Origin of the sequence: Terrabacter sp. GCM10028922, from assembly GCF_042666095.1 — a bacterium.
Lineage (GTDB): Bacteria > Actinomycetota > Actinomycetes > Actinomycetales > Dermatophilaceae > Terrabacter.
Genome location: NZ_JBHTFG010000014.1, coordinates 190,769 through 207,220 on the forward strand (window position 1 = coordinate 190,769; position 16,452 = coordinate 207,220).

Genomic DNA, 16,452 nt, shown 5'->3' on the forward strand with positions numbered 1-16,452 from the left:
ATGGACCTCACCTCACCGACGCAGCCCAACCGACGTCCCAAGGGTGGCGCGATCGACCGTTCCCGCCCGCTGACCTTCACCGTCGACGGAACCACCCTCACCGGTCTCGCCGGTGACACCCTCGCGTCCGCGCTCGTCGCGAACGGTCGCCTCCGCGTCGGCGACTCGATCTACCTGCGCCGACCCCGCGGCATCCTGACCGCGGGCGTCGAGGAACCCAACGCCTTCGTGCGGGTCAACGGCGCGCACAACGAGTCCATGCTGCCCGCCACCACCCTCGAGCTGACCGATGGCATGGACGTCACGCTCCTCGACGGCATCGGCGTGCTGGACGAGCGTCCCGACCCAGCCGAGTACGACAAGGTCCACGTGCACACCGACGTGGCCGTCATCGGGGCCGGCCCGGCGGGGCTCGCCGCCGCGCGTGCAGCCTCCGCCGGCGGGGCACGCGTGATGCTCTTCGAGCAGGACTTCGCACTCGGCGGGTCGCTCCTGTCGGACCGCACCGCGATGGTCGAAGGCCGGCCCGGGGTCGAGTGGGTCGCGAGTGTCCGCGACGAGCTCGACGCCGCCCCCGAGACCACGGTGCTGACGCGCACCTGCGTGTTCGGCAGCTACGACAACAACTACCTCATCGCCGTCGAGCACCGTCCGGAGGGCCAGCCGCCGGACGACGCGGCCGAAGAGCCAGTTCGCAACGGTGTGTCACGCCAGCGCGTGTGGCACGTCTCCGCCCGCCAGGTGGTGCTGGCGGTTGGCGCCTTCGAACGGCCGATCGTCTTCGCGGACAACGACGTTCCCGGCATCATGCTCGCCTCCGCCGCTCGCGCGTACGCCGACCGCTGGGGTGCCGTGCCCGGGCGCGACGTCGTCGTGTTCACCACGAACGACTCTGCGTACGAAGCCGCCCACGCACTCGCCCATGCCGGTGCGCACGTGACCCTCGTCGACGCGCGTGAGCAGATGACGGCTCCCAGCAGTGCCCAGCAGGGTGCTCTGCGCGCCGGAATGGCCGTACACACCTCGTCCGCGGTCACGGCCGTCGAAGGCGTCGACGCCGTCAGCGCGGTCACCATCGCGCCGATCGACGCCGACGGCCAGCCGGTTGGCGCCGGGCAGACTCTCGAGTGCGACCTCGTGGCCGTGTCAGGCGGATGGACCCCGAACGTCAACCTGCACAGCCAACGGCAGGGTCCGTTGCGGTGGGATGACGAGCTGGCCGGTTTCGTGCCCTCGGGCGAGGTCCGCAACCAGCTCGTTGCCGGCGCCGGAAACGGCAGCTACTCCACCATCGACTGCCTCGCGGAGGGCGAACGGGCCGGGCGTGCGGCGGCGGAGGCCGCCGGGTTCCCCGTCCCCGCCGAGCCCGCGGCGTCGCTGGCCGAGAGCCCGGAGGTGCGTCTCGCCCGTCAGCACGGCGCGGCCGGGCGGGTCCGTCAGCTGTGGGCCGTGCCGGCCGCCGACGGGTCCTTCGACCGGCACTTCGTCGACCTCAGCCGCGACAACACCGCCGCGGACGTGCTGCGCGCCACGGTCGCCGGGATGCACTCCGTGGAGCACGTCAAGCGGTACACCTCCATCAGCACCGGCGTCGACCAGGGCCGCATCGGCGGCGTCAACACGATCGGGCTGCTGACGCAGGTGCTCTCCGGCAACGACACGGCCTCGATCCCCACGGGACAGCCCGGACAGGATCCTGCCGCCAAGACACAGGGGGCGGCATCGGCCAAGCGGCCGACCCCTGGCGCGATCGGCACGACGACCTTCCGCGCCCCCTTCACGCCGGTTGCGTTCGTCGCCCTCGCCGGCCGGGGCCGAGGCGAGCTGTTCGACGCCGCACGCACCAGCCCCGCCCACGCGTGGCACGTCGAGCACGGCGCCCTGTTCGAGGACGTCGGACAGTGGAAGCGCCCGTGGTACTACCCGCGAAGCGGGGAGGACATGGACGCTGCCGTCGCACGTGAGTGCCGCGCCGCCCGCGAGGGTGTCGCCTTCATGGACGCCACCACCCTCGGCAAGATCGAGATCCGCGGTGCGGACGCGCCCGAGTTTCTGAACCGGATCTACACCAACCCCTTCCTGAAGCTGCCGGTGGGCAAGGCCCGTTACGGCGTCATGTGCACCGCAGCGGGCATGGTCTTCGACGACGGCGTCACCCTGCGCCTGGCAGACGACCGCTTCTTCATGACCACCACCACGGGTGGGGCGGCCAAGGTGCTCGACTGGCTCGAGGAGTGGAGCCAGACCGAGTGGCCCGAGCTCGACGTCACCTTCACCTCCGTCACGGAGCAGTGGTCGACGGTCGCCGTCGTCGGCCCTCGGTCACGCGACGTCATCGCGAAGCTCGCCCCCGACCTCGACGTGTCGAAGGAGGGCTTCGGGTTCATGGAGTTCCGTGAGACCACCCTCGTCTCCGGGATCGAGGCGCGCATCTGCCGCATCACGTTCTCCGGAGAGCTCGCCTACGAGATCAACGTGCCCCGCTGGTACGGGCTCAAGATCTGGAACGACGTCGCCGCCGCCGGCGAGGAGTTCGACATCACGCCCTACGGCACCGAGACCATGCACGTGCTGCGCGCCGAGAAGGCCTACCCGATCGTCGGGCAGGACACCGACGGCACCATCACGCCCCACGACCTGGGGATGGACTGGGTGGTGAGCAAGACGAAGGAGTTCGTCGGCAAGCGCTCGTTCTCCCGCAGCTCGCACACCGCCCCGGGCCGCAAGCAGCTCGTCAGCGTGCTGCCCGTCGACCGCTCCCTGCGACTGCCCGAGGGCGCCCAGCTCATCGAGCGCGAGGCCCTCGGCAGCTACCCCGGTGAGGGCCTGCCCGAGGCCCCCATCCCCATGCTCGGGTTCGTCACGTCGAGCTACCACAGCCAGGCTCTCGGACGCAGCTTCGCGCTGGCCCTGGTCAAGGACGGCCCCGCCCGCATCGGACAGACCCTGCTCGCCTCGTTCGAGGGGCAGTTTGCCGAGGTGGAGGTCCACGAACCGGTGCTCTACGACAAGGAAGGTGCACGACGAGATGGCTGAGTCCACGACCACAGAGCCCACCACCGAGCGCTCGACCGAGCCGACCACGTCGAGCCATGCCGCCCCGTACAGCGCCCCGGTGTCGACTCGGACCACCGACCCCCTGAAGCACCGGCGCAGCCCCGGCGCAGAGCTCACCGAGCTCATGGCGGCGGGCTCGCGAGAGTCGGTCAGCCTGCGAGAGCTGCCGTTCGCCACCCACCTCGCCCTGCGAGCGGGGTCGCCGGCTGCGGTGGAGGCCCTCGGACACGTCCTGGGCGCGCCCCTTCCCGAACGGGTCGGGACCGTCAGCTCCGGCGAGCGCGGCCCCGGGTGCCCCGTCGACGTCATCTGGCTGGGGCCCGACGAGTGGCTGGCAGTGCTCGGCGACGAGGCGGTCACCGGCGAGAGCGGCCGTGAGCTCGTGAATGCCGCGGGCGCCGCCCTCGACGGGCAGCGCGGTCAGGTCGTCGACGTGTCAGCCAACCGAGCGACACTCGAGCTGTCCGGGCCTCGCGCGCGAGCGGTGCTCGACAAGGTCATCCAGCTCGACCTGCACCCGCGCGAGTTCCCTGTCGGCCGTGCGGTGTCCACGCTGCTTGAGTCCGTCCAGGTCATCCTGTGGCGCACCGGTGAGGACACGTGGCAGGTCATGCCGCGCGCCTCCTTCACCGAGTTCGTCGCCCGCTGGCTGCTCGACGGCATGCGCGAGTTCGACTGATGGCGCTGAGTGCCCTCGACCTGTTCTCCGTGGGCATCGGGCCCTCCTCGTCACACACGGTGGGTCCGATGCGGGCGGCGCGGCGGTTCGCGTTGTCGCTGAAGGAGATCGGTCTGCTCGAGGAGACGCGTCGAGTGCACGCTCAGCTCTTCGGGTCGCTCGGGGCGACGGGGCACGGGCACGGGTCGGACCGCGCCGTCCTGCTCGGCCTCGAGGCCGAGGACCCGGAGACCGTCGACACCGAACGCGCGATGGAGCGGGTCTCGCAGGTGCGCGCCGACGGGACCCTGTCGTTGTGCGGCAGCCACGAGATCGCCTTCGACGCGGACAACGACCTCGTGCTGCACCGACGCGAGACGCTGCCCACCCACCCCAACGGCATGACGTTCGAGGCGTACGACGGCTCGGGCCGGTCACTGCTGAGACGCACCTACTACTCCGTGGGTGGCGGCTTCGTCGTCGACGAGCAGGCCTCCGGCAGCGACCGGGTCGTGGAGGACTCCACGGAGGTCCGCTACCCGTTCAGCACCGGACGCGAGCTGCTGGACAGGTGTCGAGAGAGTGGGCTCAGCATCGCCGAGGTGATGATGGCCAACGAGCTCTCCTGGCGGACGCACGAGCAGGTGCGCACCCAGCTGCTGCACCTGTGGGACGTCATGCAGGAGTGTGTCGAGAGTGGGTGCACGCGGACGGAGACCACCCTGCCGGGCGGTCTCAAGGTGCGCCGTCGTGCTCCCGAGCTGCGAGCACGCCTGCGCGAGCAGGAGGCCGCCGCCCGCGAGGGTGGCCGGCCCGTGCTCGACCCGCTCTGGGCGATGGAGTGGGTGAACCTCTACGCCCTGGCGGTGAACGAGGAGAACGCCTCGGGTGGGCGCATCGTCACCGCGCCCACCAACGGCGCCGCGGGCATCATCCCCGCGGTGTTGCACTTCTTCACCCGCTTCGTCGACGACCACGAGGACAAGGTCGTCGAGTTCCTGCTGACTGCGGCCGCCGTCGGGATCCTCTTCAAGCTCGGTGCCTCCATCTCCGGCGCGGAGGTCGGCTGCCAGGGTGAGGTCGGGTCTGCCTGCTCGATGGCCGCGGCCGCCCTGTGCGCCGTCCTCGGCGGCACCCCGGAGCAGGTCGAGAACGCGGCCGAGATCGGCATCGAGCACAACCTCGGCCTGACGTGTGACCCCGTCGGTGGCCTCGTACAGATCCCGTGCATCGAACGCAACGCCATCGCGTCGGTCAAGGCGATCAACGCCGCGCGGCTCTCACGGCACGGCACCGGAGAGCACAAGGTCAGCCTCGACCAGGCCATCAAGACCATGCGCGAGACCGGCCGCGACATGAAGGTCAAGTACAAGGAGACCTCCCGCGGCGGCCTCGCCGTCAACGTCATCGAGTGCTGAACCCGAACGAGTCAGGAGGACGAGGACATGACCGATGTGAACACCTCGACCGGGCAGTCGTCCGGTACAGCAACGATGTCCACCACTGACGCCGGCTACGTCCTGACCCTGGACTGCCCTCAGCGCCCCGGCATCGTCAACGCTGTCGCCGGCTTCCTCGTCGAGCATGCCGGAGACATCAGAGAGCTCAAGCAGTTCGACGATCCGCGCCGGCAGTGGTGCTTTCTCCGTGTCCACTTCTCGGTCCCGACCGTCGCGGGGCCGCACGCCGATGTCGTGGGACCTGACGCCCAGCTCGACCGGCTGCGCGCAACGTTCGCGGAGGTAGCCGGGGAGTACGCGATGCAGTTCGAGCTGCGACCGGCGGGCCAGCGTCGACGGGTGCTGATCATGGTGTCGAAGTTCGCGCACTGTCTCAACGACCTGCTCTTTCGCGCGCGCGTCGGGGACCTGCCCATCGACGTCGTGGCAGTCGTGTCCAACCACCGCGACCACGAGTCGCTCGTCCAGTGGCACGGCATCCCGTTTCACCATGTCCCGGTCACGGCTGACACCAAGCCGGCGGCGGAGGCCGAGCTGCTCCACCTCATCGAGGCATACGACGTCGAGCTGGTGGTCCTGGCCCGCTACATGCAGATCCTCAGCCACGACCTCGTGCAGCACCTGACGGGTCGGGCCATCAACATCCACCACTCGTTCCTGCCCAGCTTCAAAGGAGCCCGGCCCTACCACCAGGCCTACGACCGCGGCGTCAAGACGGTCGGGGCGACCGCGCACTACGTGACCGTCGACCTCGACGAGGGGCCGATCATCGACCAGCAGGTCCGCCAGGTGGACCACGCCGACACCCCGGAGGACCTCGCCGCCGCCGGCCGGGACACCGAGTGCAAGGCCCTGTCCAACGCGGTCCGCTGGCACTGCGAGAACAGGATCCTCCTGCACGGAAACCGCACGGTCATCCTGCGCTGACCGTGCGAGCGCCTGAACGCGCTCATCGATCCCCCTGTGACACAGACGGCTACGAGCCCAGGAACTCCCTGTTCCAACGCTGCTGCCAGGGCACGTTCTGCCAGCCGGGATGGTGCGGTGCGGAGTTGGAGCCGAGGACGGTCCCCCACGCACCCACCTCGATGCACCGTCGGACGGCGTCCTCGGCCAGCCCCTGACCCACCGGCCCGTCCTCGAACTCGGCGTGCAGCGGGGTGTACCCGATCCAGCCCTCGCCGATGACCAGGGGCACCGAGTGGCTGTCGGACCACTGCGCGAGCACCGTGAGTCGGTCGTCGAGCGCCTGCCTCATCGCTTCACGCCACTGCCCGTAGTTCTCGTAGAGCCATCGGTCCCACCGTGCCGTGTCGATCCAGTCGTAGCTGTAGAACATGCTCGCTGACACCCCGGTGGCCTCCAAACGCCACGGCTCGGTCCGCTTCACGTAGTCCTCGAAGGCGGGGGCGTCATGACGCATGAGGTCCTGCAGGTTCCGCGAGGGAAATGCGGGCGGCGGCTGACGAACGCCCGCCCACTGCTCCAGGGCCGCCAGGACGCCGTAGACGTAGATGTGGAAGTGGCCGACCTGCCCGTTGTCCGGCACCGAGCCCATGTCAAGGTGCGGAGGTATGCCGTAGCAGGCGGTCGCGAGGACGTCGGGGTGCCGTTGCTGCATGAGCTCCACGGCGTCGGAGACGAACGGCCTTTGCGGCCAGTAGGCCCCGCCGTCGGAGCCGTCCACGTCCTTGATCCTGCTGAGGTCGACCTCGTTGTGCAGCTCGGCGTACGCGATCCGGTCGGCCAGGTCGTGGTCCTTGAGGTACTGCACGAGGTCCGCCATCGCAGTGGCCATCACGTGATGTCGCGCGGTGACCGGAACGGCGGCCAGTGCGTCGTACCACTCTCGGCCTGCGAGGAACGCAGGGCTCTGCTGGTACTCCCACGAGGACAGGACCACGAAGCAGTCGTGTCGGCGCGCGGCCTCGAACAGGTCGGTGAGGCGCCGCCGTCCGTCGAGCACAACCCCGCCGGTGACGTCGTACCAACGGGTCCCGAAGCCGACGCCGTCACCCATGGACGCGAACGGCAGCGCGGTGGTGTCGATGCCGTGCTCGCCGAACAGCAGGTACGGCATGGCGCAGATGCGAACGGTGTTGTAGCCGCGGGCGACCGCCTCGTCGAAGGCGGCGTCGAGATCGTGGAACGGCTCATGGGTCGAGGCCATGGTGTACCAGGAGAAGTCCCAGAGCGTGATGGTCAGACGCGGCGGCAGGTGACTGGGAACGCCGATGGGATGGGTCGGAGACACGGAGACAGACCTTTCGGTGGTGATGGTGTCGGTCAACGGGGGTTGTGCGCCGCTGCGAACGTGTCGTAGGCAGCGCGCCGTGTGGTGGAGTCGAAGCCGAGGAGCCCCATCGCAGAGATGCCGTTGAACGTCTGGTTGTAACCGGACCGCTGCTTGTAGTCCTTCAGGACCCAGAAGGTGTACCCCGCGACGTAGTCCTTGCGGGCGGTCGACTGGGCCCAGCGCGACTCGAGGTTCGCGGCCTGCCACTCCTCGGTGCCCTGCTCGGTGGCCGGCCCGTGATGGCCGAGGTAGGACCATGAGCCGTTCTCGGTGATGAGGATGGGCGCCTTCGGATGGGTGGCATGGACCGCATCGATCGCCGGACCGAGGTCGGTGTTCCCTCCGTAGAAGTAGCCGAAGTACTCGTTGAAGCCGATGACATCGGCCAGGTCGAAGGCCGGGTCGTTCGTCGTGCTGGACGCCCACGTGACGGGCCGGTCCTGCAGGTCCACGGCCTTGACGGCATCCTTCATGTCCTTGAGCCAGGCCCGGTAGACAGGCGCACCGCCGCCGTCGATCTCGGACTCGTTCTGCAGGCCCCACACGATCACCGACGGGTTGTTGTGCTGGTTCCACGCCATCGTGGTGGCGAGCGCCCGCGAGAGCCCATAGCTGCTGGTCTGCAGGGCCTCCTGCTCGGTGTTCATCCACATGTTGTCGATGTCGTCCATGACGTAGACGCCGTGTTCGTCCGTCCAGCGATAGGCGTACGGGTGGCGGTTGTACACCGCGTTGCGCACGAAGTTGGCACCGGTGTCCTTGACGTGGGCAAGCTCGGCGTCGTACTCGGCGCGCGTCATCGACCGTCCGCTGACAGCGGTCTCCTCGTGCCAGTTCAGTCCCTTGAGGAAGACCGGGGCGCCGGTCACCTTCAGGGTGGCGTCGGCGACGTCGACGGAGCGGACGCCGTACGTCGCGGTCAGCTGGTCCGTGACAGGTCGAGCCGACACGGTCGACCCGAGCCTGAGCTGCGCGGTGGCAGTGATCAGCTGGGGCGAGTCCGTCGACCACTGCGGCGCGGTCGGGATGGCCAGGTTCACGCGTACGGCGCGGACCGACTGTGCGGGCACGTCGACGGGTGTGGTCACGGAAGCTGCTCCTGCGGCGGCGCCCGGGTTGAAGGTCACTCGCCCACGGGCGGGGTCCGTTCCGCGGTTCTCCACCACGACCCGTGCGTCGAGGCGTCCGTCGCGCGCGGACACGAGGATCTTGGGGATGGACACGGTGGGGACAGCCTCGAGCCACGTGGAGCGCGTGATGCCGGCATAGGGCCAGTAGTCGACCGGTTTCCATGGAACGGCAAGAGGATCGGTGACTGCGGCTCCTCCGGGTTGGTAGCTCGTGTACGACGCGCGCCGGTGCACCCGCACCGCGATCGTCGCGTCCTGGCCGTGGCGTACGTACTGTGTGACGGGTAGCGCGAACGGCGTGTGGCCGCCTTCGTGGGCGCCGACGTAGCGGCCGTTGACCCAGATGTCGGCGCGGTAGTTGACACCGAGGAAGCTCAGGCGGACCTGGTCGCCTGCCCACGCCTCGGGAATGCGTGCGGTGACGCGGTACCAGGCGTACCCGTCACGGAAGGCCGTTCCCTGACCGAAGTTCGTCCCGTCGTAGCTGCCGAAGCCCGGGGTGTCCTTCAGGTCCCAGGAGGACGGCACCTCGATGGTGTCCCAGCCCGAGGTGTCGGTCTGCTGGCGCTGCCATCCCTGCCGCTCCCCGACGCCGTCGGGGTCGAAGCGGAAGCTCCAGGGCCCGTCCAGGTGCGCGTAGCCACGGGTCGGCTGCGGGGTGTCGTACCCGTCGAAGGCAGGCACGACCCCTCCGTACTGCGTGACCACAGAGGTGCCGTCGATGTTCGTGATGGTCGTGTCAGCCGGTTCCCGGTCACCGTGTGGCGGCGTTCCGCTGCCGGGCAGGGCGGACTGGGCGGCCACGCGAACCGGAGCCGCGGACGCGCCAGGCGCTCCGAGGGTCCCCGCGGCGAACGTCGACGCGACGACGGTGACGAGGGCGGCACTGAGGGCGCACGTTCGGCGGATCACCGTTCGGGAGCCCGCGGTGTGTCTGGTCGACCAGCCGATCATTCCTTCACGCTTCCTTCGGTAAGTCCCCCGCGCCAGAAGCGCTGGAGGAGGAGCATCGCGGCGATGAGGGGGATGACCGACAGGAACGCCCCGCCGACGGTCAGCTGGTACAGCTCCGGCTGTCGGTCGGCGAAGGACTGCCATGAGGTCAGGCCCAAGGTGATGGGGTACCGCTCCGGGTCGGACAGCATGACCAGCGGTAGGAAGTAGTTGTTCCAGATGCCGACGAACTGGAACAGGAAGATGGTGACCAGCGCGGGGCCCATCATCCGCAGCGCCAACGTGCAGAAGATGCGGACCTCGCCGGCCCCGTCGATCCGGGCCGACTCCAGCAGCGAGTCCGGCACCGCGGACGCCGCGTAGATGCGGCACAGGTACACCCCGAACGGGTTCACCACCGAGGGCAGCAGCACGGCCCAGTAGGTGTCGGTCAGGCCGACCCTGCTGAAGAGGAGGAAGAGCGGCAGAGCCAGAGCGGTTCCCGGGATGAGGACGCCAGCAAGGATGACCTTGAAGAGGACCTCTCGGCCCGGGAACTCGTACTTGGCCAGGGCGAACCCAGCCATCGCCGCGAGCAGGGTGCTGACGAGTGCGCCGGTGCCGGCATACAGCACGCTGTTCGCAGCCCAGCGCAGGTAGATGCCGCCGTCGTAGGTGAGCACGTTGGTGACGTTCTCCCACAGGCGTGGGTTGGCCAACGTGAGTCCGAACGTGCCGAAGAGGTCGCCGGTGCTCTTCGTTGCCGCGACCGCGAGCCAGTAGACCGGCAGCAGGAAGTAGCACGCGAACACGACCAGCACGCCGACGACGAGGATGCGCCACCGAAGCGGGGCCCAGCGGCGTCGCACTGCCGGCGTCTCCCTCGCGCCCGAGACGTCTTCCAGCGTGCCCTCCGGGTGAGCCCCGACCGGCGAGGACTGTTGCTGTGCGGTCGCGCTCATCGGTCTGCACCTCCCCTGCTGGTCAGGCTGAGGAAGCCGAACGAGAGCACGCAGGCCGCCAAAGCGAGCAGCACCGACTGCGCGGCAGCAAGGCTGTAGTTGTTGTTGACGAACGCCTGCGAGTAGGCGGCGAGGTTGGGGGTGTACGAGGCGCTGATCCCGTTGGCCAGCGGCCGCAGGACGAGCGGCTCGGCGAAGAGCTGCAACGTCCCGATGATGGTGAACACCGTGGTGAGGACCAGCGCCGGACGGATCAGGGGGATCTTGATGTGACGGACGATGTGCCACGCGTTCGCCCCGTCGATGCGGGCGGCTTCGTACAGGTCGCTGTTGATGGCCTTGAGCTGGGCGACGATGACGAGCATGTTGTAGCCGGCGAACTCCCAGGTGACGATGTTCGCGATGGACCACAGCACGTTGTCCGAGCTGAGGAAGTTCACCTGGATCCCCGCCGAGGCCAGCAGGTCGACGATGGGACTGACGCCCGGGACGTAGAGGAAGCCCCAGAGGATGGACGCGATGATTCCGGGGACCCCGTAGGGGAGGAAGTAGGCGCTGCGGAAGATCCCGACGGCGCGAGCCGACGCGGAGTCGAGCAGCAGCGCCAGCACGGTCGCCAGGCCGATCATCAGGGGCACTTGGACGGCGCCGAAGAGCAGGACGCGCAGGACGCTGTCCACGAACGCGGGATCCGTCACGGCGGCCTCGTAGTTGGCCAGTCCGGCGAACACCGTCCTGGAGCCGCCCATCCCGAGGGGGCCCGTTCGCTCGACGCGTTGAAGGCTCTGGAACAGGGCGTAACCGATCGGCAGGACGAAGAACAGGGTGAACATCGCCATGAAGGGAGCCAGGAACAAGCCGGCGGCTCGGCGGTGTGATCTGCGGGAGCTCATGATGTCCTCACGTTGGGCGGCCGGGGAGTCCGGGGTGTCCGGCGCGTCCGGTCTGGCTGGGGCCGGCCGGCGGTGGGCGCCCGGCACGGCCGCCCACCGCCAGCGACTCAGGGCGTGCTGGCCTGCAGTCCCTTGGACTTCAGGTCTGCGACCGTGGCGGCTTGGGCGTCCTGCACGGCCGACGCGAAGGTGCCCTGTCCGTTGATGGCCTTCTGGAAGCCGTCGTTGAGGTGCTGGTAGGCACTCGCAGTCGTCGGGATCCACGACCACTGGCGGTCGATCGCCTTGTCAGCGGCCGCGAAGACGTCGTTGATCCTCTGACCACCGAAGAACGGGTAGGCGCGGTCCAGGGCGGTGCCGCTGAAGGCGTCCTTGGCGGCGGGCCACCCGTAGCCTCCCGCGATGAGGAGGTCGATGCTCTCGGGGTCCGTGTTGAGCCAGACGGCGAAGTCCTTGGCCTCCTTCGGGTGTTTGGCCCCGGTGAGAACGGCGGTGGACGACCCGCCCCAGTTCGCTGAAGCGAAGGAGGATCCGTCCCATTGGGGCATCGGCGCGACGCGCCACTTGCCGGCCGTCTTCGGCGCATTGCCGGACAGGATCGCGTCACCCCACTGGGCGCTGACCCAGCCGACGACATTGCCCTCCTGGAGGTCCTTGTACCAGCCGTTGGCGAAGTCGGGCTCCGTCTTGATGAGGTCGTCCTTGACCATCTGGTCCCAGTAGTTCGCCACCTTCTGCGTGGGCGCGTTGTCCATGTTCACCGTCCACGTGTCCCCGTTGACGCCGAACCACCGGCCGCCGGCCTGCCAGGCCAAGGCCGTGAACCACGCCGAGTTGCCCGGCGGGAAGGTGGAGATGTACGCCTTCCGGTCCTTCTGCCGGATCGTCTGGGCGGCTGCGCGGAAGTCCTCCCACGTCTTCGGTGGCGCGATGCCCCACTTCTGGAACAGGTCGGCTCGGTAGAAGAAGCCCATCGGCCCTGAAGCCTGCGGAATGGCGTAGATGCCGTTGCCGAAGACGCCCTGCGCCCACTGCCAGTCGACGAACTTGTCCTTGTCGGATCCGGCGCCGTAGGCGCTCAGGTCCACGAGCCCGTTCTCGAGCAGGAACCCGGGGATCTCCTGGTACTCGACCTGCGCCAGGTCAGGCGCCCCGTTTCCAGCCTTCAGGGCGGAGTGCATCTTGGCGTAGCCGCCCGCGCTGCCGGACGGGATCTTCTCGAGTTTCACCTGGACGTCCGGGTTCTCCTGGTTCCACAGGGCAACGGCCTTGTCCACACCGGGAACCCACGACCAGAACGTCAGCTGGACCTTCTCCCCGGGTGTGCGCGCCTCGGGTGTCGTCGCACCCGACGGCCCACTCGTCGGGCTCTGGCTGCATGCCGCAAGCATCAGCACGCCCGCAGCTGCCGCAAGCACGCGTCGTGCTCCGCGGCGATGAGTCGCGATGCGCCTCATGTCGTCTCCTCACCTGTGTCCACGGCGCCGCCGTGGTCGATCAAGCGCTCGCCGGGCAATGAAGTCGCCGTCGGGCCGAGCGTCTCTGGTCGCTAGGAAGTCTGGCCCGCGCCAACGCCCGCTGTCAATAAATAGTCATACTAAATGTTTTGTTGTACGTTCGTGTCATCGGCACACCCCAGACCGATGCCCCGACGACCCGAAGGACCTGTCGCCTTGACCGCTCAGACGCCGCGCGCGCGGCACGACCCTGCGTTCCCCTCCAGCCGGTTCGCCGGCCGCCTCGCTGTCGTGACGGGCGCCGCATCGGGCATCGGGGCTGCCACCGCGGACCGGCTCGCCGCTGAGGGCGCTGTCGTCCTGCTCGCCGACGTGCGGGCTGACGTCGAGGCCGGCTGCGAGCAGATCCGGCGGCAGGGTGGGCAGGCGCGTGCCGTCGTGGCAGACGTTGCCGACGACCGTGGCTGGGACGCAGTCCTGACCGCGGCCGGGGGGCAGATCGACGTGCTGGTGAGCAATGCGTTCACCGTCGAGGTCGAGGAGGCCGGGACCTTGACCCTGGCGTCGTGGGAGCGTCAGATGGCGGTCAACCTGACAGGGGCGTTCTTGGGCTTCCGCACGTGTCTTCCGCGTCTTCGAGACTCCCCCATGCCTGGCGGCGCGTCCGTCGTTCTGGTGTCCTCCGTTCACGCGCACACAGGCATTCCCGGACACCCGGCCTACGCGGCGGCCAAAGGTGGGCTGACAGCCTTGGCCCGCCAGCTGGCGGTCGAGTACGCCCCGCGGGTCCGGGTCAACGCGCTGCTGCCCGGGCCTGTCCGCACCGGCGCCTGGGACCGTGTCAGTGATGCGGACCAGGCTGCAAGCGCCGCAGCGACCGCGCTGGGTCGGCTCGGGGAGCCCGCCGAGGTCGCCGCGGCCGTCGCGTTCCTCGCCTCCCCCGATGCCTCCTTCGTCACGGGCGCGAGCCTGGTGGTCGACGGCGGCTGGAGCGTCACGAAGGATTCGGCATGAGCGGCGAGCAGCCCGCGTCTTCAGGGCTACGAGAGAGGGGTTCGGGCATGGGCAGAGATCAGTCGCCGGGAGGCTACGAGGGTCGTGGCCTGCACGGCGAGGTCGTCGAGCGGTTGGGCCGGCGCATCGTCGGCGGCGAGCTCCCGGAGGGGCACACCCTCGATGTCGTCGCCATGGAGCACGAGATGGATGTCAGCCGCACGGTGGTGCGGGAGTCGTTGAAAGTGCTCAAGGCCAAGGGACTCGTCGACGCGCGTCCCAAACGTGGGACGTTCATCCGGCCGAGAGCCGAGTGGCGCCTGCTGGACCCGGATGTCGTGCGGTGGCAGTTCGAGGACCGGAGCGACAGCCAGTTCCTCGACGACCTCGCCGAGGTGCGCGCGATCGTCGAGCCCGCGAGTGCGCGGTTGGCCGCCGTGCGACGAGATGACTCCGACATCGCAGCGATGCAGGCCGCGCTCGACCAGATGGCGCTGGCCGCCGCTGGGGAGGGGGAAGCCGTCACCGCTGACCTGGCCTTCCACCGCGCGCTGCTGGGAGCGACGCACAACGAGCTTCTGGTGCGCATGGAGGTGGTGCTCGGGCCGGGGCTCGCGGCCAGGGACCGACTGGTGCACGGCGCCATGTCGGACGATGACCCGACCCCCGCGCACGCCGCCGTTCTCGACGCGATCTGCACCGGCGATGCAGAAGCGGCCGCGCTGGCCGCGGGGGCGTTGCTCGCGAAGTCCACCACCGACATTGCCCTGGCACGCGCCAGCGAGGCAACCAACCTGCTGGAGGCCCAGTGAAGATCACCGAGATCGAAACGTTCCTCGTCCCGCCACGGTGGCTGTTCTGCCGGGTCAGCACGGACGAAGGAGTGGTGGGCTGGGGCGAACCCGTGATCGAGGGACGAGCCGCCACGGTACGCACCGCCGTCCACGAGCTGTCCGAGCTGCTCATCGGGCAGGACCCCCTGCAGATCGAGCACCACTGGCAGGTCCTCACGAAAGGTGGCTTCTACCGTGGCGGGCCAGTGCTTTCCAGCGCCGTGGCCGGTCTCGACCAGGCGCTGTGGGACATCGCAGGGAAGGTGCGGGGCGCTCCCGTGCACGAGCTCCTCGGAGGCCCCGTCCGAGACCGGGTCCGCATCTACTCGTGGGTCGGCGGTGACAACCCGTCGCAGATCGAGGACGCGGTGCGGGAACAGGTCGAGGCCGGGTTCACCGCGGTGAAGATGAACGCGTCAGGGCGCATGAGCCCGATCGCGTCATCGGCCGACCTCGCCGCCGTGGTCGAACGCGCCAGCATCGCGCGCTCCGTGCTCGGCCCGGATCGGGACCTCGCGATCGACTTCCACGGACGCGTCACACGTCCCAACGCGCGACGTCTGCTCCGGCTGCTCGAGCCCCTCCAGCCCTTGTTCGTCGAAGAGCCCCTCGTGCCCGAGGAACGTCAGCACCTGCGCAGCGTCATCGAGGGCACCACGGTGCCGATTGCCGCCGGGGAACGCCTCTACTCACGCTGGGACTTCGTCCAGGCCCTCGACAGCGGCATCGCCGTTGCGCAGCCGGACATCAGCCACGCGGGCGGCATCAGCGAGGTGCGACGCATCGCCGCCCTGGCCGAGGTGCACGGGACCGCGATGGCGCCGCACTGCCCGCTCGGCCCCATCGCGCTGGCGGCCAGTCTGCAGATCGCGTTCGCGACCCCGAACTTCCTCATCCAGGAGCAGAGCCTCGGCATCCACTACAACGCGGGCAGCGACCTGCTCGACCACCTCGTCGACCCCGCGGTGTTCCACTTCGACGACGGGTACATCCGCCGGCCGACCGGGCCCGGTCTGGGCATCGAGATCGACGAGGAGTCGGTCCGGCAGGCCGATGCGCGCGGCCACGAATGGCGTTCTCCCACCTGGCTCCACGACGACGGAAGCTTCGCCGAATGGTGACCACGTCCAGACCGAAGGTCTTCGAGGACCACGCCAGGAGCCCGCTGCTGGCGATCGTCCGAGGCCACGCTCCCGACGCCGCTCGCGACACCGTCGAGACCCTGCTCGACGAAGGCGTGAGCCTGCTCGAGGTCTCCCTGACCTCCACCGACGCGCTACAGGTGATTGCGGATGCCGCCGCGCACGCTCCCAGCACCGCCAGAGTCGGCGCCGGCACCGTCCTCACCGCGGACGACGCGCGGGCGAGCGCGGATGCCGGTGCGACCTTCCTGGTGACACCCGGCCTGTGCGCCGGCGCGGAGACGGGGATCGCGCTCGGCTTGCCGGTCCTGGTCGGCGCGCTGACACCCAGCGAGGTCATCGCTGCCGTGCGGATGGGCGCGAGCGCCGTCAAGCTCTTTCCCGCCGGCCTTGGCGGTCCGGGCTACCTGCGGGCCCTGCGAGCCCCGTTCCCGGACGTCCCGTTCGTCCCCGTGGGCGAGGTGGATCTGCAGACGGCGCTCGAGTATCTCGACAGTGGCGCCGTCGCCGTCGGAGTCGGTTCACCGCTGGTGGGTGACGCGGCCGACGGGGGCAGCCTGGAGCAGCTGAGGTCCCGAGTGCGCGCCTATGTCGCTGCGCTGGAGCAGCTGCGTTCGTCCCGGCCGGTGGCAGGCTGA

At 69.3% G+C, this 16,452-nt stretch carries 13 protein-coding genes; 8 read left to right on the plus strand and 5 right to left on the minus strand.

Features of this window, described 5'->3' with window-relative positions; genetic code table 11:
• Genes ACFQU3_RS14570 through purU form a run of 4 tightly spaced genes read left to right on the plus strand, consistent with a single transcriptional unit; the run spans position 1 to position 6,102 of the window.
• Positions 1-3,036, plus strand: a complete 3,036-nt coding sequence (locus tag ACFQU3_RS14570) for a 2Fe-2S iron-sulfur cluster-binding protein (protein ID WP_385911072.1) — start codon at positions 1-3, stop codon at positions 3,034-3,036.
• On the plus strand, positions 3,029-3,736 hold the full coding sequence (locus ACFQU3_RS14575; protein ID WP_385910960.1) for a sarcosine oxidase subunit gamma: 708 nt from the start codon (positions 3,029-3,031) through the stop codon (positions 3,734-3,736). Before ACFQU3_RS14570 ends, ACFQU3_RS14575 begins: the two co-directional genes overlap by 8 nt.
• On the plus strand, positions 3,736-5,133 hold the full coding sequence (locus ACFQU3_RS14580) for an L-serine ammonia-lyase (protein ID WP_385910961.1): 1,398 nt from the start codon (positions 3,736-3,738) through the stop codon (positions 5,131-5,133). Before ACFQU3_RS14575 ends, ACFQU3_RS14580 begins: the two co-directional genes overlap by 1 nt.
• A 27-nt stretch (positions 5,134-5,160) precedes the next feature.
• Positions 5,161-6,102, plus strand: a complete 942-nt coding sequence (purU, locus tag ACFQU3_RS14585; RefSeq protein ID WP_385910963.1) for a formyltetrahydrofolate deformylase — start codon at positions 5,161-5,163, stop codon at positions 6,100-6,102.
• Positions 6,103-6,151: 49 nt separating this feature from the next.
• On the opposite strand, the gene ACFQU3_RS14590 is transcribed toward purU, so the two are convergent.
• The 5 genes from ACFQU3_RS14590 to ACFQU3_RS14610 form a co-directional block, all read right to left on the minus strand.
• Positions 6,152-7,429 carry a cellulase-like family protein gene (locus tag ACFQU3_RS14590; RefSeq protein WP_385910965.1) on the minus strand — a complete coding sequence of 426 codons (1,278 nt, stop codon included), beginning with the start codon at positions 7,427-7,429 and terminating at the stop codon, positions 6,152-6,154.
• A gap of 32 nt (positions 7,430-7,461) precedes the next feature.
• Positions 7,462-9,513: a glycoside hydrolase family 2 protein gene (locus ACFQU3_RS14595; RefSeq protein WP_385910967.1), complete on the minus strand. Its 2,052-nt coding sequence runs from the start codon at positions 9,511-9,513 to the stop codon at positions 7,462-7,464.
• Between the two features lie 38 nt (positions 9,514-9,551).
• Positions 9,552-10,496: a carbohydrate ABC transporter permease gene (locus tag ACFQU3_RS14600; protein WP_385910969.1), complete on the minus strand. Its 945-nt coding sequence runs from the start codon at positions 10,494-10,496 to the stop codon at positions 9,552-9,554.
• On the minus strand, positions 10,493-11,389 hold the full coding sequence (locus tag ACFQU3_RS14605; RefSeq protein ID WP_385910971.1) for a carbohydrate ABC transporter permease: 897 nt from the start codon (positions 11,387-11,389) through the stop codon (positions 10,493-10,495). The genes ACFQU3_RS14600 and ACFQU3_RS14605 overlap by 4 nt, the downstream gene beginning before the upstream one ends.
• A 107-nt stretch (positions 11,390-11,496) precedes the next feature.
• Positions 11,497-12,846: an ABC transporter substrate-binding protein gene (locus tag ACFQU3_RS14610; RefSeq protein WP_385910973.1), complete on the minus strand. Its 1,350-nt coding sequence runs from the start codon at positions 12,844-12,846 to the stop codon at positions 11,497-11,499.
• A gap of 216 nt (positions 12,847-13,062) precedes the next feature.
• On the opposite strand from ACFQU3_RS14610, the gene ACFQU3_RS14615 reads away from it, so the two are divergent.
• The 4 genes from ACFQU3_RS14615 to ACFQU3_RS14630 are packed head-to-tail and all read left to right on the plus strand — an operon-like array spanning position 13,063 to position 16,452.
• Positions 13,063-13,860 (plus strand): SDR family NAD(P)-dependent oxidoreductase, encoded by a 798-nt coding sequence (locus ACFQU3_RS14615; RefSeq protein WP_385910975.1) that lies wholly within the window; start codon positions 13,063-13,065, stop codon positions 13,858-13,860.
• On the plus strand, positions 13,857-14,651 hold the full coding sequence (locus ACFQU3_RS14620; protein WP_385910977.1) for a FadR/GntR family transcriptional regulator: 795 nt from the start codon (positions 13,857-13,859) through the stop codon (positions 14,649-14,651). The genes ACFQU3_RS14615 and ACFQU3_RS14620 overlap by 4 nt, the downstream gene beginning before the upstream one ends.
• Complete coding sequence (dgoD, locus tag ACFQU3_RS14625; protein ID WP_385910979.1) at positions 14,648-15,793, plus strand: galactonate dehydratase; 1,146 nt, start codon at positions 14,648-14,650, stop codon at positions 15,791-15,793. The genes ACFQU3_RS14620 and dgoD overlap by 4 nt, the downstream gene beginning before the upstream one ends.
• Complete coding sequence (locus ACFQU3_RS14630; protein ID WP_385910981.1) at positions 15,787-16,452, plus strand: bifunctional 4-hydroxy-2-oxoglutarate aldolase/2-dehydro-3-deoxy-phosphogluconate aldolase; 666 nt, start codon at positions 15,787-15,789, stop codon at positions 16,450-16,452. Before dgoD ends, ACFQU3_RS14630 begins: the two co-directional genes overlap by 7 nt.